Source organism: Stieleria varia (assembly GCF_038443385.1).
GTDB classification, from domain to species: Bacteria; Planctomycetota; Planctomycetia; order Pirellulales; family Pirellulaceae; genus Stieleria; species Stieleria varia.
Genome location: NZ_CP151726.1, coordinates 3,986,679 through 4,010,140, shown reverse-complemented (window position 1 = coordinate 4,010,140; position 23,462 = coordinate 3,986,679). Strand labels below are relative to the sequence as shown.

Here is a 23,462-nt window from a genome sequence, read left to right as displayed (position 1 = left end):
ACGAGAAGGCCGAAGAACTGGGGCAAAATGCCCCGCGACAACAGTTTACACCAGGGGCAGAGATCAAATCATCTTGAGGTCGTCTGGAGAAATGGTTGCCGGTTTTGTAGTGGTTTGCTGGAATTTCAGCGTTTGTGTTTCGGAGGATGATGCGCAAAGGGGCGCCCAGGGACCCGCATAGATGATCGCCAACGCCGAAACGTACAAACAAGACGACGTGATGTCGTGTCCGCAGATCGCAGTGGATGCGAATTGCCCCAAGCCACCCGATTTGTGTCCAAACGTGCGCTTGTGCTCAGACGTGTCTGTGACCTCTGATGGTTGCTCGTTCATGGTGTCATTCATTCAGGAACGTGGGGGTTCACGCAGTGCAAGGCGGCAGATTTGACAGGGCAAGAGCGAACGATGAGACTGAGCGAAACCGGAGTCGATTCCCCACCGTCATTTACGCCTGAGATCAATCATGATTTTCTCCACCGCCGCCACAAAGGCTGCCAATTTAAGTACGACGCATCGTCTGCAGGTGCATCGTCTGCAGGTGTTTCGTCTGCAGGTGTTTCGTCTGCAGGTGTTTCGTCTGCAGGTGTTTCGTCTGCAGGTGTTTCAAGTCGCCCTGGTGCTTGGCATAGCCAGTATCGGATGGTTAGTTCCCAGTGCCGAGGGAGCGGATCGTCCCAACATCGTATTCATTTTGGCAGACGATCAAGGGTTTGGTGATGTCTCGGCGTTGAACCCCGAATCCAAAATTCCGACTCCGAACATCGATCGGATCGCCAGCGAAGGAATGATCTTTGGTGATGGGCATACGTCGTCCTCGGTTTGCACGCCGACGCGGTACTCAATTTTGACTGGCCGGTACCACTGGCGGACGAGATTGCAAAAGGGCGTGTTGGGCGGCTTTTCACCTCCGCTGATTTCGAAAGGCCGGACCACGGTCGCATCCTTTTTGCGAGACCAGGGGTACCACACCGCTTGCATCGGAAAATGGCACTTGGGGTGGAGTTGGCCACTGAAAGGCGGTGGCTATGCGGACGATGGCGGCGATTTCTCAGGCAAGTTCAAAGACGGATGGAACGTCGACTATGAAGCCGACATTCAGAACGGCCCGAACGATGTCGGATTTGATTACTTCTTTGGCATCAGCGCCTCGCTCGACATGCCTCCCTATGTGTTTGTGCGCAACCGTCGTCCCACTCAAGCGGCTACTGTCGAGAAAGCCTTTCATCGCAAAGGCCCCGCCGGCGCGGACTTCGAAGCCGTCGATGTGCTGCCGACTCTCACCGCAGAAACGGTCGGTCAAATCAAATCGCATGCCGGCGATGACACACCGTTCTTTATCTACTTTCCGCTGAATGCACCACATACTCCGATCGTGCCGACCAAGGAATGGCAGGGCAAGAGCAAGATCAACACGTATGCGGATTTCACCATGCAGGTGGACTGGACGGTCGGGCAAGTACTCGATGCGTTGGACGAAGCGGGAGTTGCGGACAATACCTTGGTGATCTTCACAACCGACAACGGTTGCTCCCCTCAGGCCAATATTCCAGAGTTGGAAGCCGCCGGCCATGACCAGAACTACATCTTTCGCGGTCACAAGGCTGACATTTTCGATGGCGGGCATCGTGTTCCGTTCCTTGCTCGTTGGCCGGGGAAAGTGAAGCCAGGAACAAGGACCGAGCAGTTGGTCGGCCAGTTGGACTTGCTCGCAACGGCTGCGGAAATCGTCGGCGCAGCGCTGCCAAAGAATGCAGGTGAAGACAGCGTCTCGTTCCTGCCAGTCTTGTTGGGCGAAGCCAAGGAGCCGATTCGAACGTCCATCGTTTCGCAATCCATCGGCGGGCAGTTCGCGATCCGCGACGGCAATTGGAAACTCTGCGTGTGTCCTGGTTCAGGCGGTTGGAGCGATCCGCGTCCAGGTCGCGCGAACTTGACCAAGTTGCCGCCGATGCAGCTTTATGATCTGGCCAACGATCCCGGAGAAGAAAACAACTTGTTCGCCAAGGATCCCCAGCGTGTTGAGAAAATGCTGGGGATGTTGCGTGAAAATATTGAAAAGGGACGATCTACGCCCGGAGAGTCGCTAGCAAACGATGTTGAGGTGGTGATGGTCAAGCCGATCCCGGGGACGCCGAAACAGGGGAAGTGATCCGTCGCGCGGAGATGGTACGGGGTGCGCTCGGGCGCCTGAAGGCTGGACTCCAACGGGTGTGTGAATAGGGGTAGGGGTGCGCGCGGGCGCCTGAAGGCTGGACTCCAACGGGTGTGAATTGGGGTAGGGGTGCGTGTCTGACGGGTGGAATCCAGCTTCTTATGGCAAGTTTGGACAGTTTAAGTGGGAAACGCTCTTGCACCGGTCGGGGTGACCTCTCTACCTTCGCCGAAACTGTCCCTTCCCCCCAGAAGATTTGATATCGCCATGGACGGCAAACGAAAACATCAACCACGCACCGTATGTCGGCCCGTGCGTCGGACATTTTCTGCCCTACAACATTGGTTGTTGCGACCGATGAGCGGCGTCATGCTGGTACTTTTGTGCAGCATGACCACGATCTCCACGGCAGAAGAAGCTCAGTGGATCTGGGCCACTGGAACAACGGCAGACCAGCCGATCGCTGAAAACGCGGTCTGCTTGTTCCGCAAGACGATCAATTTGAAAGTCCCCGCGACGGGACGGATCGAAATCGCCGCCGACGACCAATACGAACTGTTTGTCAACGGAAAACAAATCGGAACAGGCAGTTCATCGCGTCAAGTCGACGAGCTCGACATCACTGACTACCTGGAAGTAGGACGCAATGTCGTGGCGGTCCGCGTGCTCAACACGCACGGCGATACGGCCGCACTGATGGCTCGCGTCTCGGTCAAGCCCGGCAATAGCGACAAGTGGTACACCTTCAACAGCGACGCATCGTGGAAGACCAATCCAGAAGACATCCCGCTTTGGGCAACCGTGGTCTTCAATGACCGACTGTGGGGATCGGCGGCGATGTTTGGTGCTTTGGGCGACACAGCACCGTGGGATCGCGACGAAGAAGTGGTCGCGGAGCAGCAAACGGAGCAATCCGAACGTTTCCAAATCCAGAAAGGGTTCGGTGTCCAACGGGTCTTGGCAGACGAAAAGATCGGCTCCGTCATCGCGATGACCTTCAATGAGTTCGGACACATGCTGCTTTCACAGGAAGGCGGCCCGTTGCTGTTGGTTTACGACCAAAACGAAGACGGTATTCCCGAGACGGTCCGCACCTACTGCGACAAAGTCAAATCATGCCAAGGGATCTTGGCGCTCAATGGCGAAGTCTTTGTGACCGGCGACGGTCCCGAGGGCGTCGCCCTGTATCGTTTGTCTGACACCGATCGAAACGGTTCGCTGGAAAAGGCGACTGCGATCTTGAAGTTCAAAGGCGATGGTGGCGAGCACGGTCCGCACGGTCTGAGACTGGGACACGATGGAATGATCTATGTCGCCCTGGGCAGCCATGTGCGCTCGATCGGAAAACGTGGTGACGGTGAAACCTACCGTGATCCTTACGAGGGCGACGTCCTGCCACGATACGAGGACCCCAGTGGACACGGCCGCGGTGTCAAAGCTCCGGGCGGAACCATCATTCGAACCAACGTGGACGGCTCGGTCGTGGAAACGGTTGCCGGTGGTCTACGAAATGCCTACGACATCGTGTTTCATCCCAGCGGCGGAATGTTCATTCACGATTCTGACATGGAAAATGACATCGGAACCGCATGGTATCGTCCCAACGCGATCTTTGATGTCACCGAAGGCGCCGAGTTCGGATGGCGAAGCGGCTGGTCCAAGTGGCCGGAGTACTACCTCGACCGCTTGCCCGACCTGTTGGACACCGGCCGCGGAAGTCCGACCGGCGGCGTGTGCTATGAACACTACATGTTCCCCGTCCGCTACCAAAACACTTTGTTCATGGCAGACTGGAGCGAAGGCCGCATCTTGAATGTTCGACTGAAGCCTCGTGGCGCGGGATACGTTGCCGATAGCGAAGTCTTCTTGCAAGGCCAGCCGTTGAACGTCACCGATCTGGAAGTCGGCCCCGATGGTGCGTTGTACTTCTGCACCGGTGGCCGAGCGACCGCAGGTGGAGTCTACCGCGTGGTCTATAAAGGCAAGATTCCTGATCGCGTAAAAAACCTTGGCAGCGGGATCGCCTCGGCGGTTCGTCAGCCTCAAATCGAATCCGCCTGGACTCGTCAAGAGATCGCATCGATCAAACGGGAACTGGGCGACAAGTGGAATCAAATGGTTGCCGGCGTTGCCTACAGCGACGACAACCCGCCCGAGTATCGTGTCCGCGCGATGACATTGATGCAACTGTTCGGACCAGTTCCAAGCGAAGATCTGTTGCTGGAACTGAGCAAAGCGGAAAGCGAACAAGTTCGAGCCAAGGCGGCCACTATGCTGGGAATGGGCTCTGGAGCCAGGAGCCGTGAGCGGCTGGTGGAGCTGTTGGCCGATGATGACCCGCATGTCAAACGCGCCGCGTGTGAATCGATGATCCGTGGCGAACTGCTGCCCACCGACACAGAAGCCCTGATGCCGCTATTGGGCAGCGAAGACCGAACGCTGGCGTTCGTTGCACGTCGAGTGCTGGAACGCATGCCGGTCAGCCGTTGGCGTAAAGAAGTGTTGAACACCGCAGACGCTCGTGTCGCAATCGTCGGCATGCTGGCCTTGGTCAATGCGGAGCCGACCGAAGCAACTGCGATCGAAGTGTTGGAGCGTGTCAGTGAGATGATGACGGGCTTCCTCAGCGATGCCGATTTTACAGACGTGTTGCGTTTGACCCAAGTCGCCATCAGTCGTGGCAAAGTGGACGCATCCAAGCTGCAGCCGCTTGGCGAACAGATCGCCGAAGAGTTTCCGGCCGGTGAGCAACGAATCAATCACGAGCTGATTCGCTTGGCTGCCTATCTCGGATCGGACTCTTTGGCCACCCGTGCGATCGACTACCTCGATTCCGATGCGCCTGAAGACAGCAGAACATTGGTTGCAATGTGCCTGCAGTTTCTGTCGCATGACTGGAATGCTCAACAACGATTCGCGATCCTAAAGTACTACGAAAAGGCAGCCAACCGCTCAAGCGACGGCTCGCTGCCCCTGTACATGACCAATGTCACGCGTGACTTTGCCGATTCGCTATCCGAAGATGATTTGAATGCCATCCTGGAACAAGGTCACGTGTGGCAGAATGCTGCTTTGGCGGCCATCTACAAACTGGAACGGCCGATTAGCGACGACACCGCTGAATCACTGATTTCTCTGGATGAAAAACTGCGTGCCGATGATCGCGAAACCCGTGACGCTCAGCGACGCTTGCGGACCGGGATTGTCGCGCTGCTGGCGACATCGGAAACCGAGGAATCGGGCGAATACCTGCGTCTGCTGTGGCGTGAGGAACCCGAACGCCGCGCCGTGATCGCGATGGCATTGTCGGTCCATCCCGAGGGCGACAATTGGGATTACCTCGTGCGAAGCCTAAATATTCTGGAAGACGTTGCTGCGGACGAAGTCGTCAAGGCGTTGCGAACCGTTCCGATCGCGACCGACGATCCCACCGCTCTACGACACCTGATCCTGTTGGGCGTTCGCGCCGAAGAACAGCAGCTACCGTTTGAGAACGTAGAACGTCTGTTGGAGCACTGGACTGGAATGGAACGACCTGACGGCGGCCAAAAGTCCATGCGACCTTGGCAAAAATGGTTCTCCAAAACGTATCCGGATCGTCCAGCCGCTGTGCCGCCCAAACCAGACGAGTCGCGTTGGGACTTTGAGCAACTGGTCAGCCATCTGGAAAGTGACGAAGGTCGTTTCGGCGACCCAGAACTCGGCAAAGTTGCCTACACCAAAGCACAGTGTGCCCAGTGCCACCGCTTTGGAAACTACGGCGAGTCGATCGGCCCCAATCTGTCTGGTATCGCACGACGATTCACACGACGAGAGATCGTAGAATCGATCTTGTATCCGGCACACGTGGTCAGCGATCAGTACGCAAGTAAAAAAGTGCTGACATTGGACGGACGCGTCTTTGTGGGAATGGTTTCCGACGACAGCGGCGGAACGATGACGATCCGCGATGCCAAGAACACCACGACCGTGATCGCGTCCAAGGACATCGATCAGATCCTGCCAAGCACCAGCAGCATCATGCCGAGCGGCCTTGTGGACGAACTGACCCTGAAAGAGATCGGTGACCTGATGGCTTACTTGGGAGCGTTGCCGTCTGCTCAAGTGGCACAACGCCCCGAGGAGTGATCAGTGATCTATTGCAGAAGACCAAATACGTCCAGAAAGAGCGAAGCCAGGATGCGCGATTCGATTAGGCGAGAGGCAGATGCAAATTCACTTGTCGTGGACGAGTTTTCGAGTCCTCGACACGGTTATTCGCTGCAGGGAGTCGTGCCCCCGTCCACTACGGCAATGACAGATTCATCTGCCACTCGACTCTTCAGTCACGCACTGACACAACGAATGCTCTTGGGCAGTGCCTGCGTCGCAATCCTTATGGCGACACTGATGTCCGCAGGCTGTAAGTCTGCCTATCGCAAATCAATGGTCCAAGTCACCGAAGAGCCGTCGTCGATCAGGGAATCCATCCCTGCGCCTGAACAACGTCTAGCGACCTTGCGGACGGACCATTCCCCAAAGCCATCCGTTGCCACGCAAGACAAGTCGGCGGCGCCGGCATCCGCACGGACCGTGGCGGCCAAGAAACCGACCGAAGGCGCTGCGAACAAAACCGCTAAACCGGATGCGACTCCGACGTCAGCGCCGAAGAAGGATTCAACGACAGACGATGTCATTGCATCTGACAAAGCAAAGGAGCCATCGAGCCCAACGAAATCGGGTGCAACGCAAATGTCGTTGTCGGACTCGCCAGCGCAGAGCAACCCGATCACGACTTCCGTCGTAGCCGAGGCGAAGCAGCCTCCGGCCGATTCGACGGAGCTGGTTGCAGCATCGTTGACTGACTTGTCCGCCCCAGAAGACACCAGTCCATCCCCTGCGGATCCATCTGGCGATGCAACCGCCCATGTCCCTGTCGATACGACAACCGCGGTTCCCAATTCGCTGGCTGCTGCATTACGAGCATCGCTCAAGGAGCTGCCCGAGTTGCCCCCGCCGAGCGATGAACCAACGGACCAATTCCCGACGCGACTAGCAGCGGTAGAAAATCCGACACCGTCGTCCCCTGTCGAACCATTGCGTCTGGCGAGCTTTGACGACATTTCAGAAGACAATCAAATCGACGGGGCGGACTTGCAGCCAACTGCTGGCACCCGACCGACGGTACAACGCGTATCGCACGACGCCGATTCGACGAGCGGGGCACCCGTACACGCGGCAAAGTTGTCCGACAAGGAACTTTATGAAATCCTCGTACAACGTCTGCTGCAAACCACGGACGAAATGTCGGACGCCGAGAAACGTCGTCGTTTGATCATTGCCAAGCACTTGACGGTGCTGTCGGGATCGCCCGACAAAGCGACTGAGTCGATGGACGGTCTGAATGAAGCCGACCAGCAGTACTTGGTCAGCCAGCTGCATGGTTTATGGGCGATGGTGGATCCGAAAGGACATCCGTCGTCAGGGCGCAGGATCTCCGAGGCGTTGCCAAGGTTCCGCGAAGCGACGTTGCAGATGGCCGCCGCAACCGATGCACTTGAGATCAAGAGCCTTGAGTTCTGTACGGAAATCGAAGCGTACGGTCAAATCAAACCGTTTGCCGGAAATCGGTTCGTTGCCGGACAGCAAGTCATCCTGTACTGCGAAGTCGAGAACTTCGTCGCAAATCCCAATGGTGCGATGTTCGAAACGCATCTACAGGGCACCTACGACGTATTCGACGGTGAAGGCAACAAGTTGATCAGTCAGTTGTTGCCTGCCGACCGCCAAGTCTCTCGCAATCATCTTCGTGACTACTTTGTCGCCTACCAAATGCACTTGCCTAAGCAACTCAAGCCGGGGACCTATCGGCTGCAGTTGACCATGGAAGACGTCCATGGGAAGAAATATGGGCAAGCCAGCATCCCGATGGAAATCGCCGAGTAGGAATCTGGATCATGCAAAGCGATTTCGTTCATATCGCAGTTTGGTCCAGATTTGTTTGACCCGGAGCCGAAACCGCTGGCAGCGTTTGGTTCTGCGGTGCAATCCGATTGTTTGCGGCGATGACGCCTGTGGCTAGTCGTTAAACAACGCGCACAGCCACCTCCCCCAAGGGAACTTGGGGGAGGTCGAGCAGAGCCCTTTAGACGAATGCCAGGGGCGTGCCTGGGCAAGTCAACGATTAGGATTGGCAAAACGCTTATCGGGGCGCGATATCGACTTGGAAAGTCGAGCGACGATTGTCGTTCGACTTTCCAAGTCGAGAACGAACACCACCATCCGCCCAAGCACCAGCCTTGCGTCGTGACCCGTAAGCGGCCGGGCCTCTCACCTGAACCACGCGATTCCCCTCTCCTGCAGCCACCCGTGGCCTGACAGACTACCGCCGCGTTTCATGTTTCGATCGAGACGGTAGCATCCGTCGAATCCGCACGACCGGCAGATCGGTCTCTACGGAAGTCCAAAGTGTGGCGGTGACGCAACGGCGTTGACAATCAGCAACCTAGCTTTTCAGGAATATCACCTCCATTCCGGCTAGAGTTTTCCAAATGTCTGCACCTCCCATTCCGTGGAAACATCTTCGCAACGTGCTCGTGCTGTTTGCCCCCTTGTGGCTGGGCGCCACCGCCATCTTTGGTGTCTGCGGTTTGGTTTACGCCTTGTTCAGCGGTGACGTCTGGACCGCGCGCCAACCCTTGATCGTGCGTGACGAAGCGTCGGGCGCAGTGGACCGACTGGGGCGTTTCAGCAGCCAGACGGAATTGAAGGCCGCTCAAGAAACCGTGCTGGAAATGTGCCAGAACCGAGATGTGGTCGCTGCCGCACTACGTCAAATCGGTCCACCCGCGGGAAAGAGTGACGAGAATTGGCCCTCGATCGCCACGATCGACGGAACCATCAAAAAGAGCGTGAATCTGCGGGCCCCCAAGGGTTCCGAATTCGGCAACACCGAAGTCGTCTACCTGCAAGTCAACGCGTCGGATCAACAGCGGGCTTTGGATTTCTGTGAGGCGATGTTCGACAACCTGACGGAACACCTGCGAAACGTGCGACGCGTGCGAGCAGACAGTGTGATCAAGGAACTGACACACGCACGAGATTTGGCGCGTCAGAATCTCAACGAAGTATCTGCCCGGATGCGTGAAGTCGAAACGCAATTCGGAGAAGACCTTGGGGACTTGCGAAACCTGAACGACACGATCTCGGGCGACGGCACCAACCGCCGAACGCTGGAGGAAACGACTCGCGAGTTGCAAGTCGCTGAGTTGGAGCTGAGCAAACTGGAGTCGATGTACCGGCTGCTCAATGAGGGAGCCAACGATCCCCAAAAACTGTTGATCAGTGGCAGCGAACTGTTGACCAACCAACCGACCCTATTGCGACTGAAGGATGGACTGATCGATGCACAATTGCGATCGAGTGAACTATCAGGTGTGTACACCGTTCGAAACCCAAAACGTCGCGCTGCGATCGCCGCCGAAAGGGAGATCCGTGACCGGATCAAGCAAGAGACGGTCGCCGTGATCGAATCGATGAAGCCCACGCTGGAGTTGGAACGTGAGCGTGTGGCGAAGCTGGCAGCCAAGAAGGAGCGTCTGTCGTCACGCTTGGGTGACTTGGCGAATGCCCGAACGGGATACGCGAAAATCGACTCGGAACTGGAACAGCGTACCGAACAATTGGCCGATGCGGAGCGGCGTCTGACGGATGCTCACGCCAGCCGATCCGCCGCATTATCGACGAACTTGGTCGCGGCTTTGGGGCCTCCCCAAGTCTCCGACAACCCGGTCAACGCGGGCACCACGACCTTGACAGGTGGTGCAGCGATGGCGGGTTTGATCTTCGGTCTGGGAGCCGTTTTCTTGATCGCACCCGGCCCGTCGGAGTCTCAAGGGCGACGTCGATGGAGCGACTATGTTTCCGGGGCGGGGAGACGGGCCAGTGACATGGCCGCGGTTCCAGCCGCTCCCGCTAGCACCACCGACCGCCGCGGCGGTCCACCGGCGACGGAAGCCGCATCTCGCTGAGCCAAGGCTTCGTATCTTCGGCTTATTCTCGTTTGTGAAGTCAGCTGTCGTTCCACTCGCCTTGCGTTCTGTAATGGTGAGCGTAAAGGCTAGGCGCGGATTATTCATGCGGATGATTGATTTTAGCGCAAACAGATTCTTGAGAAGGTAGCCGTCAGTTGTTTCCTCCGCCGAGACAAGCTCGACGGAAGGAGCTTCGCGGAACAAAACTTGCGGAACTGGATTCCGTGCCAATACCGACCTTTTGACGGCCCAGGCTATCGCCTGGAGCCACACTCAATCGACAAGCTGCACGTCCGGTCAGACGCTGGCGCCGGTTTCAAAAGCACTGTCAACGCACACGCGTCGAGTTTGGTCGGCTAAACTAACAGTCCAATTTGTTTCGTGAATGATCTGTCCATCGGGAGAGTGTGATGAAAAGTTCTTTGCGAGTCGTGGCATTCTTGATCGCCGTGTTGATCAATCATCTTGCACCTGCCGCGGAACCGTCCACCCGAGAGCAAAAGGTTCGGGCGGATCGGGCGAAAGTGGAAGCCGAGGGTTTTTGGATCTACAACGACATGGACAAGGCCTATGCAACGGCCCGGGAAACCGGAAAACCGATCCTGGTGTCGATGCGTTGTTTGCCCTGCGAGGAATGCGTCAAGCTGGATGACGACTTGATCGAGAACGACCCCGTGGTCAGACCGCTGCTAGAAAAATTCGTTTGCGTTCGTGTCGTTGGCACCAACGGACTGGATCTGGATACGTTTCAGTACGACACCGATCAATCCTTTGCAATATTCATGCTCAACGCGGACAAGACCATTTACGGTCGGTTCGGCACTCGTTCGCATCGAACGGATTGGCTCGGCGACGTTTCGATCGAGGGGATGGCCGAAGCATTGAAGGCTTCGCTGGCCCTGCATTCTCGTTACCCGTCCAATCAGGAGCAGTTGGCTGCAAAACGAGGTGCGGCGTTGGAGTTCAGTTCGCCCGAGCAGTACCCCTCGCTGAATGAAAAGTATACCGATCGACTGAATTACGAAGGCGATGTGGTCAAGAGTTGCATTCACTGCCACCAAATCGGCGACGCCCGCAGGGAATTCTACTGGAGCCGCTCAGAACCGATACCTGAAAAGCTCCTGTTTCCCTATCCTCACCCAAAATCGATCGGCTTGGTGCTGGACCCGACGAAACGGGCCACGATCAAGAGCGTGACCGAGGGTACTCCGGCGGCGGCGTCACGTTTGCAACCCGGGGATGATCTCTTGAGCATGAACGGTCAGCCATTGGTTTCCATGGCCGACGTCCAGTGGGTCCTGCACAATCTCAACTCGGAGCCACAGGAAGTTGAATTGTTGCTTCGTCGCGACGGAGCAATCACGAAATCAAGCCTTTCGTTGCCGAGCGAATGGCGGCGTTTGGATGATCCCCGCTGGCGTGTTTCCTCATGGGGAATGTCGCGCATGATGACGGGCGGAATGCGTCTGCAGGCATTGACGGACGAAGAACGCGCTGAACGCGGGATTGTTGACGGCATGGCGCTGCGTGCATCTTCGGTCGGCAAATATGGCCCTCATGCGACAGCCATGAAAGCGGGGTTCCTGGTCGATGACATTGTCGTGTCCTACGACGGACGGACTGACTTGATGCGCGAAGCAGACTTGTTCGCTTACGCAAACGCGAACCGACGACCGGGCGACAAAGTCGCGGTTGAAATTCTGCGAGGCAGGGACAAAAAAACGCTTTCCATGCCGATTCAAAAATGATCGTCATGTGAATGGGAATGACCGTTGGCCTTCCGGTGGTGAATCGACTGATCAGCTAGAACACCAGTTGGCCAATTGCGATTTGGTAGAAGATTACGGGTAGAAGATTGTCGGCAGCGACCGCACCGGAGAATTGTTTTCGGCGACATTTTCTACCCGTTAATTTTCTACCATTCCCGGTCTGAACGACGGGAATACTCGAGACATGGAATCCTGGGGACAGAATCCTGGGGACAGAGCACCTAGGAATTGCCGCCCGAAGAAGTCTTTTCCCCGCAAAGTGCTTCGCCTCCAGAAATCTCCCGATGGCAGCGACGTCGTTCGCACCTATACCGACCGCGGGCAATTGGCCACGATTGCCCTGGGCAGCACGACGATCGACACGCGAACTTACGACGACGGGGGCAGGATGCTCACCAGTGTGTACAATAATGGGGTGAGCGAAACCCGAACCTACAATGTCGACAACACCTTGGCCAGCATCTCGTATTCTGGTGCCGCGATCGGCAATTACACCTACGGCTGGGACGACAACAAGAACAAGACGTCTGAGTCGATCACCGGCACGATGTCGGGTTACGGGTTCAGCGTGGGCACCAGTGGCTATGACGACGAAGACCGCTTGGTGAACTGGGAGCGAGCCGACACCAACCTTGACCAATCTTGGAACCTCTCTCTGGTGGGCGATTGGAATAGCATCACGGAGAACGGCAGTTCGCAGTCACGAACCCACGGTCCTACCCACGAGATCCTGACGGTGGCATCGCAGGCAGTCGAGCACGACGCCAAAGGCAATCAAACGGAGATCCCAGCCGTGCTTCGCCCCGGCACTGATCCTCTGAAGATGAAATGGGACTTCGAGAACAAGCTGATCGGAGCAGACATCGACAACGATAGCACTGACGACATCACTTACCAGTTCGATGCCCTTGGCCGCCGAGTCGGTCGCGACGACGGCACGACCGCGATGGTTTATGTGCAGTCCGGTCAGCAGACGATCGCGGACTACACATCGGGCACCGCCGCGACCTCGCCGACGTACACGTACCTCTACGCCAGCTACATCGACGAACCGGTGCTGCGAACGGGCGGCTCAGGCAATCGCTATTTCCACAGGAACCAGCAATACAGCATCACGGCGTTGACGGACACAAGCGGTACCATTCAGGAACGCTACGCCTACTCAGCCTACGGAATGCTCTCGATCTTTGACGGAAGCGGCACGGCACGCACGTCTACGGCCGAGGGCAATCGCTACACCTACACCGGTCGCGAGTACGACGAGTCGATGGATGTGTATCACTACCGTGCCCGCATGTACGACCCGGTCGTCGGTCGCTTCTGCTCCAGAGATCCAATTGGAAGACTATTGCAAGCGTTAGCGGCTTACCTTTATACGGATGATATGCCTCTCGTGTACGTAGACGCAGATGGCAGGTCACCAGAAGATACACGCGAAAAGCCGGCGGAAACCGGGCGTGAGTGCGCTTTAATGTATTCTTGGATCGCGCCCGATCTCGAAACGGAGGGGCTACTTGAAAAAATGAAGAAACTAGGGCAATGCGTAGGGTCAATACCATTCGGACCGGGAGATCCAAGATATGTAAATAGAGTTACTGACTGTTTCAAAGCCGCTGCTTTAGGTGACTTAACTGACAAGGGCGAAGAAGCTTTAACTGCGTTATCCCACATGATTTGTTGCGAGGCGTTTAAGAATAAGCCAGGTGTCGGTGATCCGTGCGAAAAGTCTACACGTTCAGACAAGCCTCCAGGAGAAAAGCCCGAGAGATTCCCATGCTGGGACCCAAAAGACGCTTCATCTCCTCCGCCGCAGTTCTGTGGTGAGTGCTGCAACTTTCTATCGTGTTCAAGGGCGATAAAGATACTTCTAAAGGGCGAAGGGTTTACCGGACTATGGGGGAACGGGTCTGGAATTAAGGAGTACCATGGCTGTTTAGGAAGGTGCAAAAGATGAGTAGCCTGTCGTCATTCACTAAGTTGACATCGTTTGTTCTGCTGTTAGCTTTGCAATTTTTTGATACATGTCATTGCAGTGGTCAATTTGAGATTTCTGCGACGTTGGCTAAATCCTGGATCGCTGGTGAGTGGAACGAGAATCTTTCCTTCGAGGAGATTGATGAATTAGCTGGCTATTTGTCACACGACAAGAAGACTCCGTTTATTTGCTTGATACCGCGATTTGATCGCGCAGAGCATCAAACGCGCGACCTGTTGACCGATTTAGTTTCAGCCGACGAAGACGGGGATAGGGTCTCCAGCAAACTGCTTGACATTAAGCGTTTCCAGGCGAAAATCAGGCACTCAATTGCTGATGCGACAGATGCGGACGTTCGTGTATTGCGAGGGTCACTAATTAGTGTAATTACCAATCAAACAAGTTCGCCGGAACTTCGTTTAAGCTGTGCGGTCGCATTGCGTTACCCAGATTCAATACCTGCATTATTCTTGCCGGCGATTGTTGAAGCCAACGAATTATCACTTGATGTTGTGCGATCACAAAAGCGCATAGATATTCGCACCGATACGCGTCTGATCGACCCAATCTGCGAAGTGTTTGACAAGGATGTTGATGCAAGGCAACTCGCATCCCTTCTCAAGTTACGTGTGGCGTTCGCACAATTAAAAACACTTGACTTATGGGATAACCCAAAGGAAGTGGGTAATTGCATGGCCGAAATGAACAAAGCCAGTGTCAGACCTATGTACCCATATTTTCTTCCGGAAGTTGAGAACGACCGTGAAATCACGATTGCATTGCAAGATTTGAATAGTCTTGGGATTAACTTGATCGGTCCTGTCAAGGTATCGGTTTCTACTACTGTTTTGTATGACTCATTTCGAAGTGGAGAATGTGTAAGTCAATCAAGGTCAACGTACAGCTATTTTATGCGAGAGTTGTTGAGTGACATTCTTTTCTTCGGTGAAAAGAAAATAGACATACTAAAGGCAAATGAAGAGTCGTTTTTGAAAATTGTTGGGCTATGTGTTTACACTGATGACCTTGAGCTAGCGGCGCGATCCGTCGTGCACTACTCAGACTTCCAACGCTTGATCAGCTCGAACTTTCCTGAAGATCCAGCACCGACTCTTGACAAAGGTGTCTTGGAGCGAGCATCGCTTTTACTCTCTGAACGGAAGTTTTTGTTTTCACAACCCATGCTAGACTACTTTGAGATTTTCGAACAAAACCGCGGTTCCGCGGAAAGACTATTTAAGTGACCTGTTACCGGCCTTTAGACCAGCGTCTGAAAAGGCTTCGCCGGGGTCAGACTCGGGATTCGGGATTCAACCGCAGTTCACTTCTTAAATCCCGAACCCTCCGACCAGCGCGCGGACGTTGAGTGAGGGTTTCTTTCTTTGGGACGCTGCCAGCTAGATTTTGCTGGTTTACCTGGTTGCCGAGACTGCCCAGTGTGACTTGGGTAAGCAACGTGGTCTCTTGCTCTTGGTTGGCTTGATTGCAGGTGATGCGATCTCTCTGAGTGACTCGAAACGGTCGCGCTTTGGCAGTTGAACATGATGTTTCGTGCCAAAATCGGCGTGATGCGATTGCACAGACGATTGATGAACCTGGTCGGTTTATGTTTGAAAACCAATGAGTGCGAAACAACGCGATGGAATGCTTGAACTCGATGTCACGGTGGTCTCGCGGTTGCTTCGGGCCACTCTACTTCTTCGCTCACCAATTCGATCGCCTGTTCGATCAGGCTCAACCAATGATCGTCAGGCTGAATCAGTCCAGATCGCATGCCATTGATGAATGCGTTCTTGCTTGGCATCGATATCCGCTGCCCGATCACCGCAGCCAGTGCCCGGCGCCAATGGGGAACGACCTGAGTCGTTGCGGCTTGCGTCTGCTGCCATTTCACCACCCAGTGCGCGACAGCCAACAGCGAGACCGTTAGCGATCCTTCCAACTGGCCGGCCGGGTCGACCAAGCCGTTGCACTTCTTACAGCGATAGTCGTGAGGTTCCTTGGTTGTTGATTCTTCCAAAGGCGATTGCGAATCTGCTTCCAAAGGATCGTCCGACTCGGGATGCGATTGCTTCCACAGCGTGCGGCGTACTTGGAAAGGGGAAGGGAATTTTTTAGAGTTTCGTGACAGACGCACACTTCTGCGATTCTTCCGCAACAGAGTCAGAGTCCACTCTCGAATATTTTGCGCGGCGCTCAATGGTTCAGACCGGAGATGGCAGAAGATTACTGGTAGAAAATGTCACAGAAAACGGCTCGCCCGTGCAGTCGCTACCAGTAATCTTCTACCAAAGCGCACTTGGCCAACTGAGTTCTTCGAAAAGGGGAAGGGGAGGGCTAGCTTCTTCCGCTGATCTGAATGCTCGCGAGGCTTGTCTCCCCCGAATACCGACCCAAATCCTGCCTCGCCGGTAACTGCTGGCCAGCCGCCTTCATCCAGCCTGCTTGCAGTTCTGCTGATTAGTGTTCGATTAGTGCCAATTAGTGTTCCCAAAAACAAACCACACTCAAGCCAGTGAGATACAGGTCGGCTTGCTGATTAATAACGACGCATCGCAAACGTGAAAACGGATCGTACTTCAAGAGAAGCAGAACCACTAATCTTCACTGATCGAACACTAATCGGAGTACTTCTTCGAAAAGGGGAACGGGGTTTCTAACGCGATTAAATTGGATCCCGCGAGGGATCGCAGAAGGTAACCACGGGTCGCCGAAGGCGCACCCGTCGTATGCGACGACCATGTTGAATCGACCCCGCAGGGTGTCGCAGGCTTCTCGGAATCTGGGCTGCGACCGCCTCCGGGGTCGGTTCTCGTCAGACCGAATGAACCGGCGATGATCGCTGCGCTCTATCGCCGGCTACCGTCTGAGACCGCTTCACGGTCATAGGCAGCAACAATTCTTTTCACGTCCCTAGCGGGTGCGTGGCATCCCGTGCGGCAGGATGTGTCGGGAGAACTCGTAGCAGAACTCCTTGGGCGGCATCGACACTTCCACATGCGACTTGTCGCGATAGTCCTTCGCGTCGAACACCACCTCGCGATCGTTGACGCGGATCAATCGCCGATCACCAATCGCCACGCCCGCCACGTACTTGGCCAGGTAGCCGAAGACGTGCTGATTCTCGCTCTGGCCACGGTACTCCGGCGGTGTGCCTTGGTTGGCGGCGATCAGATCGTTGAGTTCATGCGGCACGGTCACGACTTGGTGCAAGTAGTCGCAACCGATCGCCCAGGAGAGCAGAATCGCAATAAGGGGAAGGGGGTTTTAATCGCAATAAGGGGAAGGGGGTTTTAAAAGCCGAGTCGTGGATAGTCGCGGATGCGACGGCAGCGTAAAGCATGGGGCGTCAGCCCCATGGGGTGCCACATTGCCGATTGCGAAAGCCGCGGAGCGGCGACAGATAGGGCACGATATCGCCCGCAATCTGTCGCCACCTTCGGGGCTCAATCGGGATCGTTGCGGAACGAGACCTGGGACTTACGTCCCAGGCTTTACGCTTCCGCCGCCTCCGCGGCTCTACATTGTGGGAGCGTCCACTTCTTAAACTTCTTAACTTCTTAAATCCCGAACCTTCTGCCGAGCGCCCAGACGTTGAGTGAGGGTTACTTTCTTTGGTTGGCTGCCAGCTAGGACTTGCTGGTTTAACTGGTTGCCGAGACTGCCCAGTGTGACTTGGGTAAGCAATGCGGTTCGTTGCTCAACCAATGATCGTCAGGCTGAATCAGTCCAGAGCGGATGCAATTGATGAATGCGTTCTTGCTCGGCATCGTGCAACGCTGCGCAAGCACTTCGGCGAGTGCCCGTCGCTGGGAGGCGAAAAGGTGGTTTTATTCGCACCTCATAGTACTGCAATCTGATGTGCGATCTGAGTGAAGGCTGCTGAAGATGAAACGCAGAGAGCGTAGAGGGAAAGTTTGCTGCTGCCACGGTGGCTCCCTTTGAGACTGTCATCTCCACCCCCGCAGCCTTTTTCTTTTTTGATTCTCACGCGAAGGCGCTAAGACGCGAAGAAAGAGGCTCGTCCTTCGCGCCTTAGCGTCTTCGCGTGCAAACATTCGAGACACGACAGATTCCTTGCGCTGAACAGATAGATTCATCAATACGACATGCTCCGCAGTTCCAGTAGGTCATGCTGTGCATGACGCCATCGGTACATCACAACCAGCACACCGGACGTCACCGAGCGTTGTTCCCGAGTACAGGTCACCCCACGTGTTAATGCGCGTGCCGTATTTCGTCATGCATAGCATGACCTACGATGACTTCGCCTTGAACAGATAGCTGCGGAGCAGCGATAGGGCAAAGCATGGGGCGTCAGCCCCTTGGGGTACCCCATCATCGCGTCTGATAGGCCGCGAAGCGGCGACAGTGACGGCAGTGTATCACTCACTATCTGTCGCCGCCTTCGGGGCTCAATCGAGACCGCTTTCGAAACGAGACCTGGGACTCACGTCCCAGGCTTTACGCTTCCGCCGCCTCCGCGGCTCTGCATTGTGGGAGCGTTCACTTCTTAATTCTCGAACCCTCCGACGAGCGCGCAGACGTTGATTGAGGGTTTCTTTCTTTGGTTGGCTGCCAGCTAGATTTGCTGGTTTAGCTGGTTGCCGAGACTGCCCAGTGTGACTTGGGTGAGCAACGCGGTCTCTTTCGCTTGGTTGGCTCGATTGCAGGCGATGCGATCACTCTGAGTGACTCGAAACATTCACGCCGTGGCGGTTGAACTTGCTGTTTGGTGCCAAAATCGGCGTCGAGTATCAGCACAGACGATTGAGGAGCTTGGTCGGTTTGTGATTGAAAACCAATGGGTGCGAAACAACGTGATGGAATGCTTGAACTCGATGTCACGGTGGTCTCGCGGTTGCTTCGGGCCACTCCGCTTCTTCGCTCACCAATTCGATCGCCTGCTCGAACAAGTTCAACCAATGAGCATCAGGCTGAATCAGTCCAGATCGGATGCCATTGATGAATGCGTTCTTGCTTGGCATCGATATCCGCTGCCCGATCACCGCAGCCAGTGCCCGTCGCCAATGCGGAACAACCTGAGTCGATGCGGCTTGCGCTGGGCTGTTCAAGATTTGGGGTTGTGTCTTTTTGGGTTTGCGCAAGTTTATGTCCCCTACTGCAGGCGCAGCTGGTGGCCTCAGTGAACCTCAGGGGCTAGCCGTGGGCATGAGGCGGATTGTGGTGCCTGCCCACGGCTAGCGCCTGAGGCTCACTTTGATTGCGATGCATGCAATAAAAACATGGACTGAAAAAACAATGTCAACACCGAACTTTGAGTGGTGCCGGCCCACGGCTAGCGCCTGAGGCTCACTTTGATTGCGATGCATGCAATGAAAACATGGACTGAAAAAACAATACCAACACGAAACTTTGAGCAGTCCAGTCGTGAAGTTCTTTGGTTGTTGATTCTTCCAAAGGCGATTGCGAATCCGCTTCCATCGGGTCGTCCGACTCGGGATGCGATCGCTTCCACAGCTTGCGGCACAACTCCAGGTACTTTTTACGCACGTTGGGGGCGACGCAGCCTGCATGATTTCACTGAAACGCAAACCATTGCGGCAGATGGGTGATGTCGCTGGTGTCTAGGCTTTAGAATCACGTGATGACATTGGCCACTCTAAGTCGCCAGTAGGACTGGTGCGATGAAGACGACCAGTGCGCCCCACCGCTGATCGCAAATGGGTACCGGTCGAGTAGTGCAATCCGGGATCTGCGAAACCACAGCACCTTCGGCCTGCGCTGGCGGGAATGCGCATGAACTGGTCACCTCTAGGATGCCGCACGCTATCGACTTGGAAAGTCGAGCGACGATGACGCGAGCGACGATTCAAACGTTCGTCGCGAAGATCGAAACTTTCAAAGATGGAGCTGAAGGGATTTGAACCCTCGACCTCTGCATTGCGAACGACTTTAATCGCTCTAAGCAAACCACGGTTTTTGCAAGGAAAACCCCGCTTTCTTCGTGCAGAGCATCCTATCAGAGTGCAATGCGAATTGCAATGAAGGGCGTTCATAGTGGTATTGAAGCAGTCAATCCAGGTCGCCAATTACCCATTTCTGGTATGCGTACCATTTATGCGCGGAGCGACATGGCACCGTTACAAACGTCGCTTTGAAACGGCAATCGCTTGATCGTCGCAATCGCTCGATGACATTCCCGATGTTTTGGTTCTCACGCGTGAGTTCAGCGATGCTTGGTAACTGCACGATCGCGAAAGATGGAAAACGGTTCAAATGTTACCCCGCCGACCTCAGTTGGTCCCAGCCTTACCGCTCCGCAGTCCAACGTTTGGCTGTTAAAGCACCGGCGAACACGCAATTCAACGGTTGTTGCGCACCGTTTGCGTTCTCGAAACCGAGCGCGATGATGAGAACGCTAACTCTCAACTTTTCTTCTCCGCTAAGTCCGCCCTTCCCCCCTCCTTCAGTGAAGAAGAACGATCATCAGACGGCGACCTATTTCAACGCGATCAATGCTGACGGGCTCTTCAGTCTGCCATATTCTGTGAAGCGACGTGCTTTGGAAGCACAATCGTTCTCACCGGGATATCTATAGAGCATTTAATCCATCATCAATCTCAAGACGCAAAATCCGGTCATGGTCAGATTTTGCATGACGCGTTTCATCAATCTTTACGGAGGATGGAACTCGCGAAGTTCGTTTTCCCGCGAGACGGTTACCTGTGATCAATGGAATCTCTGGGTTGGGTTCTCCTGCGGAATCGATCCAGGGCGGTGTTCCTGCACAGATAGACTTGTAATAGGCAGAGGAATCTCGACTCAAATCTCCAACACTCGGGCAAAGATGAGAAGTTTGGCTGCCTTCTTCAGTGTGCTGGACGGCGTATGTGCGCCGGTTTTTCCAGCATCACGCATTCCCCCGATTTGCGAAGGAGCACCTTCGATGAGTACCGCTTCAACCCAAACCTTTGTCTCTCCACAAACTGACTCACCAAAGATCGCGACGACCTTTGAAATCTTTGCGATGGTAAAGAGTGAAACCACCAGGATCGAAACTTCGCTCGCAGAAACGCGGAAGAAGAGAGCTATCCGCCGTGAAGCGGAAGCGGCTGCGGCCTTGGCTGAGTTCATGGCGCTCGCGGACGCTGATTGAACGAACTGAAACCAGTTCGGACATTCCTTATTGCGGCACTTCAACTTTCCGACAGGAATTTTGGAGAAGGTCGGAGCAGAGAAGCCAAGAGAGGGTAGGGGCGAGTGGCGGAAGATACGCGCTGACAGCCCTCCCCGGCAATCTCGCTGAACGCTCGATTCCCGACCCTCCCAGACGCTGCGCTGGGAGGGTGTCGTACGAGATTGAGCGTATGTGTCATCACCCTCCCGTTTCGGGAGGGTCGGACGCGGTAGCGGCCGGGGAGGGCTGCCGACATTCGGCGAAGCAACACCGATTGATGTTCGCTGATGAGTGATTTGATTTCTCTCCACTCGTTTGAACATCGCGATTATGCCCTCCCCGGCAATCTCGCTGAAGGCTCGATTCCCGACCCTCCCGGAGGCTTCGCTGGGAGGGTGACGTAGAACATCCGACTCCTGGATAGTTGGTGTTCTCCACCTAATGATCAACCAATGCTCTCCACTCGATGCGACTGACATGTCAAACTTCATTCGACGACTAATCATCCCTTCATCACTCTGGAACAATGCGTACGGCGAACTCGCTACGGGGCGACAGCAGATCGCTTGGGGCTACGTCCAACGGAGCTTTCACGACCATTTCTGTGATCTGATCGTTCGACACATGCGATTTGGTGAAACCCCTCCTAGTGGACGTAAACTTTCCGCGATGGACGACTGGCTCCTCCTGGACAACCCGTCATCGACGGGAGAGTCAACGGTTCGGCATCGAATTGAGCAAAGCGAGCTTTGTTCGGGCCAATGGATGGTGTATCTGCAAACCGGACTCGGAGATGATCACTCGGGCTGGATCGGCTTGATCGCCGGCGGTGACCAGCTGGTGCCGCTGGATGAAGTCCGACTCGTCGGTCCACGCATGCCGGTGTTCTCTCGTGCAGAAAATGCCCCGCCCATCAACGACGAACCCGCACGTTGGAGTCGACAGGTCGGGGCGCTCGGTGAAAACGTGTTTCGGCGTGTTCACGAATCGAGTGTTCTGTTGATCGGCGCCGGGCGTTTGGGTGGCTTGATGGGAGAAAGTCTCGTCCGCAGCGGAGTGCAGAAGCTGATCGTCACCGATCCCGACGAAATTGAATCGCACAATTTGGACGCCACCTTTGGAACTCGGGAATCTGATCTTGGCAGATTCAAAACGGTCCGACTAGTCGAACACTTGAATGAAATTCGTCCCGACGCACATCTCGTTGGCCTGACACGGACCGCAGACGATCCGTTGGTTTTGGAAAAGGCGAAATGCGTCGATCTGTTGGTCAGTTGCGTGGACAATCCTGACGCTCGTGAACAAGCGTCCCGAATCGCCGCGCGGTTGGTCAAGCCACATCTCGACTTGGGAACGATCGTCCGACACCGAGTCTCGCCACAACCGGATGATCTCGGCGGTGATGTATCTGAGAATGAGTCGCCCCTCTCTTTTGACCTGGAATATGACCGAGATCTTGGTGCCGATGTGAGATTGCTGCTGCCCGGTTGTTGCGTTCGATGCGTCAGCGCCGTGGACGTATCATCGATGACGTCGGATTCCACATTGACCACTCCTCAAGCATCGGACATTGAATTGACGCCCGACTGGCAACGAGGCGGGCGCACAGGCTCTTTGGTTTCGCTCAACAGCATGGCGGTAGGCGTGGCGATGCAGATGTGGTTCGATTTCCTCGCCGGTCGGATCAATGGTCCATTCTGGCACCGTCTTCGCTGGGAACAGGGCGTAGGAATCCAGTCCGTCGCTCAACGTGTCCACTCTCCTGGAAAATGTGAGATCTGTGAAACGTGATCTCACTCGATGCGGTGGCTTCGGTAAACTGTGATCCGTCCACCCAGCGTCCTCGGTCACCACTGCCATGTTCCTTGACGATCCAGATTTCCCAACAGCCGACTCGGCGGTCGAGAATGCCCCGGCGATTCGCAATCTGCCTTTCGTCGCGGATCAGCGAGTCTATTCTCTGAAATTGACGTCGGACGAGAGGCGTTCCGCAAAACAGTATCTGCAACGGGAGCAACTACCGGATCAGGGCCAGAACTTGACGGCCGGTTTGAAAGACGATCGCCAAGACCGCTGGGAGTCAGTACCCGATCGATATCACCTGCTATCGGATCTTCGGTATCGTCACATCGTGATCAGTATTTGCTTTCAGGACATCCCAACGTGCGGAAAAGAAGATGCACCCAATTCCATTTTTTCTTTTCTGGTACCAGAGGTACAGGCGGACTCTGGAAGTGCTCTCCAATGATTCTTTATGAAGCCTGCCCGAAAGAAAACCAATCATCGCGATGGTGCGATCGCTGATTCGTACGGGCCAGTTCACCGTGGCGGTTGATGGCTTTGACGAGGTGGAATGACAGACACGGAATTTTGCGAATGCGCTCAATGAATAAGATCGAGGTCGTTTCGTAGC

16 protein-coding genes are annotated in these 23,462 nt (G+C 55.2%); 10 read left to right on the top strand and 6 right to left on the bottom strand.

The genetic code is table 11. The features are described 5' to 3' along the window. Positions 1-63: 63 nt before the first annotated feature. Entirely contained in the window at positions 64-333 is a 270-nt protein-coding gene (locus Pla52nx_RS13205; protein WP_146521181.1) for a hypothetical protein, read from the bottom strand. A 130-nt stretch (positions 334-463) separates the two neighbouring features. Here Pla52nx_RS13205 and Pla52nx_RS13200 point away from each other — a divergent pair, with 130 nt between their 5' ends. The 7 genes from Pla52nx_RS13200 (at position 464) to Pla52nx_RS13170 (ending at position 15,152) form a co-directional block, all read left to right on the top strand. Further along, positions 464-2,149: a sulfatase family protein gene (locus Pla52nx_RS13200; protein ID WP_197454748.1), complete on the top strand. Its 1,686-nt coding sequence runs from the start codon at positions 464-466 to the stop codon at positions 2,147-2,149. 372 nt (positions 2,150-2,521) lie between these two features. Further along, positions 2,522-6,280, top strand: coding sequence for a DUF7133 domain-containing protein (locus Pla52nx_RS13195; protein WP_231742114.1), 3,759 nt, complete (start codon positions 2,522-2,524; stop codon positions 6,278-6,280). A gap of 165 nt (positions 6,281-6,445) precedes the next feature. Further along, positions 6,446-8,077 (top strand): hypothetical protein, encoded by a 1,632-nt coding sequence (locus tag Pla52nx_RS13190; RefSeq protein WP_146521182.1) that lies wholly within the window; start codon positions 6,446-6,448, stop codon positions 8,075-8,077. 605 nt (positions 8,078-8,682) lie between these two features. Further along, on the top strand, positions 8,683-10,161 hold the full coding sequence (locus tag Pla52nx_RS13185; RefSeq protein ID WP_146521183.1) for a hypothetical protein: 1,479 nt from the start codon (positions 8,683-8,685) through the stop codon (positions 10,159-10,161). Between the two features lie 413 nt (positions 10,162-10,574). Next, positions 10,575-11,912, top strand: a complete 1,338-nt coding sequence (locus tag Pla52nx_RS13180) for a Trx7/PDZ domain-containing (seleno)protein (RefSeq protein WP_146521184.1) — start codon at positions 10,575-10,577, stop codon at positions 11,910-11,912. A gap of 280 nt (positions 11,913-12,192) precedes the next feature. Next, a complete protein-coding gene (locus Pla52nx_RS13175; RefSeq protein WP_197454749.1) occupies positions 12,193-13,887 on the top strand; it encodes an RHS repeat domain-containing protein in 1,695 nt (564 codons plus the stop codon). Further along, the gene (locus tag Pla52nx_RS13170; RefSeq protein WP_146521186.1) at positions 13,884-15,152 is read left to right on the top strand and encodes a hypothetical protein; all 1,269 of its coding nucleotides are present in this window, start codon (positions 13,884-13,886) and stop codon (positions 15,150-15,152) included. The genes Pla52nx_RS13175 and Pla52nx_RS13170 overlap by 4 nt, the downstream gene beginning before the upstream one ends. A gap of 416 nt (positions 15,153-15,568) precedes the next feature. On the opposite strand, the gene Pla52nx_RS13165 is transcribed toward Pla52nx_RS13170, so the two are convergent. The 5 genes from Pla52nx_RS13165 to Pla52nx_RS13145 form a co-directional block, all read right to left on the bottom strand. Next, complete coding sequence (locus Pla52nx_RS13165; protein WP_342190397.1) at positions 15,569-16,108, bottom strand: hypothetical protein; 540 nt, start codon at positions 16,106-16,108, stop codon at positions 15,569-15,571. Between the two features lie 713 nt (positions 16,109-16,821). Then, positions 16,822-17,109 carry a transposase gene (locus Pla52nx_RS13160; protein ID WP_342190396.1) on the bottom strand — a complete coding sequence of 96 codons (288 nt, stop codon included), beginning with the start codon at positions 17,107-17,109 and terminating at the stop codon, positions 16,822-16,824. Positions 17,110-18,490: 1,381 nt separating this feature from the next. Continuing rightward, on the bottom strand, positions 18,491-18,613 hold the full coding sequence (locus Pla52nx_RS13155) for a hypothetical protein (protein WP_261344288.1): 123 nt from the start codon (positions 18,611-18,613) through the stop codon (positions 18,491-18,493). Positions 18,614-18,752: 139 nt separating this feature from the next. Continuing rightward, the gene (locus Pla52nx_RS13150; RefSeq protein WP_197455155.1) at positions 18,753-19,016 is read right to left on the bottom strand and encodes a hypothetical protein; all 264 of its coding nucleotides are present in this window, start codon (positions 19,014-19,016) and stop codon (positions 18,753-18,755) included. 205 nt (positions 19,017-19,221) lie between these two features. Next, on the bottom strand, positions 19,222-19,422 hold the full coding sequence (locus Pla52nx_RS13145; RefSeq protein WP_231742864.1) for a hypothetical protein: 201 nt from the start codon (positions 19,420-19,422) through the stop codon (positions 19,222-19,224). A 1,396-nt stretch (positions 19,423-20,818) separates the two neighbouring features. Here Pla52nx_RS13145 and Pla52nx_RS13140 point away from each other — a divergent pair. From Pla52nx_RS13140 to Pla52nx_RS13130, 3 genes are all read left to right on the top strand, one after another. Beyond that, entirely contained in the window at positions 20,819-21,028 is a 210-nt protein-coding gene (locus Pla52nx_RS13140) for a hypothetical protein (RefSeq protein ID WP_146523730.1), read from the top strand. A gap of 498 nt (positions 21,029-21,526) precedes the next feature. Further along, a complete protein-coding gene (locus Pla52nx_RS13135; RefSeq protein ID WP_197455156.1) occupies positions 21,527-22,840 on the top strand; it encodes a ThiF family adenylyltransferase in 1,314 nt (437 codons plus the stop codon). A gap of 67 nt (positions 22,841-22,907) precedes the next feature. Then, positions 22,908-23,297: a hypothetical protein gene (locus tag Pla52nx_RS13130; RefSeq protein ID WP_146523732.1), complete on the top strand. Its 390-nt coding sequence runs from the start codon at positions 22,908-22,910 to the stop codon at positions 23,295-23,297. The last annotated feature ends 165 nt before the right edge of the window (positions 23,298-23,462 follow it).

What these genes read in the sequence shown, in the direction of transcription:
- Pla52nx_RS13205 (WP_146521181.1), bottom strand. Translation starts at nt 333, where the DNA reads ATGAACGAGCAACCATCAGAGGTCACAGACACGTCTGAGCACAAGCGC.
- Pla52nx_RS13200 (WP_197454748.1), top strand. Translation starts at nt 464, where the DNA reads ATGATTTTCTCCACCGCCGCCACAAAGGCTGCCAATTTAAGTACGACG.
- Pla52nx_RS13195 (WP_231742114.1), top strand. Translation starts at nt 2,522, where the DNA reads ATGCTGGTACTTTTGTGCAGCATGACCACGATCTCCACGGCAGAAGAA.
- Pla52nx_RS13190 (WP_146521182.1), top strand. Translation starts at nt 6,446, where the DNA reads ATGACAGATTCATCTGCCACTCGACTCTTCAGTCACGCACTGACACAA.
- Pla52nx_RS13185 (WP_146521183.1), top strand. Translation starts at nt 8,683, where the DNA reads ATGTCTGCACCTCCCATTCCGTGGAAACATCTTCGCAACGTGCTCGTG.
- Pla52nx_RS13180 (WP_146521184.1), top strand. Translation starts at nt 10,575, where the DNA reads ATGAAAAGTTCTTTGCGAGTCGTGGCATTCTTGATCGCCGTGTTGATC.
- Pla52nx_RS13170 (WP_146521186.1), top strand. Translation starts at nt 13,884, where the DNA reads ATGAGTAGCCTGTCGTCATTCACTAAGTTGACATCGTTTGTTCTGCTG.
- Pla52nx_RS13155 (WP_261344288.1), bottom strand. Translation starts at nt 18,613, where the DNA reads ATGTTTCGAGTCACTCAGAGTGATCGCATCGCCTGCAATCGAGCCAAC.
- Pla52nx_RS13140 (WP_146523730.1), top strand. Translation starts at nt 20,819, where the DNA reads ATGAGTACCGCTTCAACCCAAACCTTTGTCTCTCCACAAACTGACTCA.
- Pla52nx_RS13135 (WP_197455156.1), top strand. Translation starts at nt 21,527, where the DNA reads ATGTCAAACTTCATTCGACGACTAATCATCCCTTCATCACTCTGGAAC.
- Pla52nx_RS13130 (WP_146523732.1), top strand. Translation starts at nt 22,908, where the DNA reads ATGTTCCTTGACGATCCAGATTTCCCAACAGCCGACTCGGCGGTCGAG.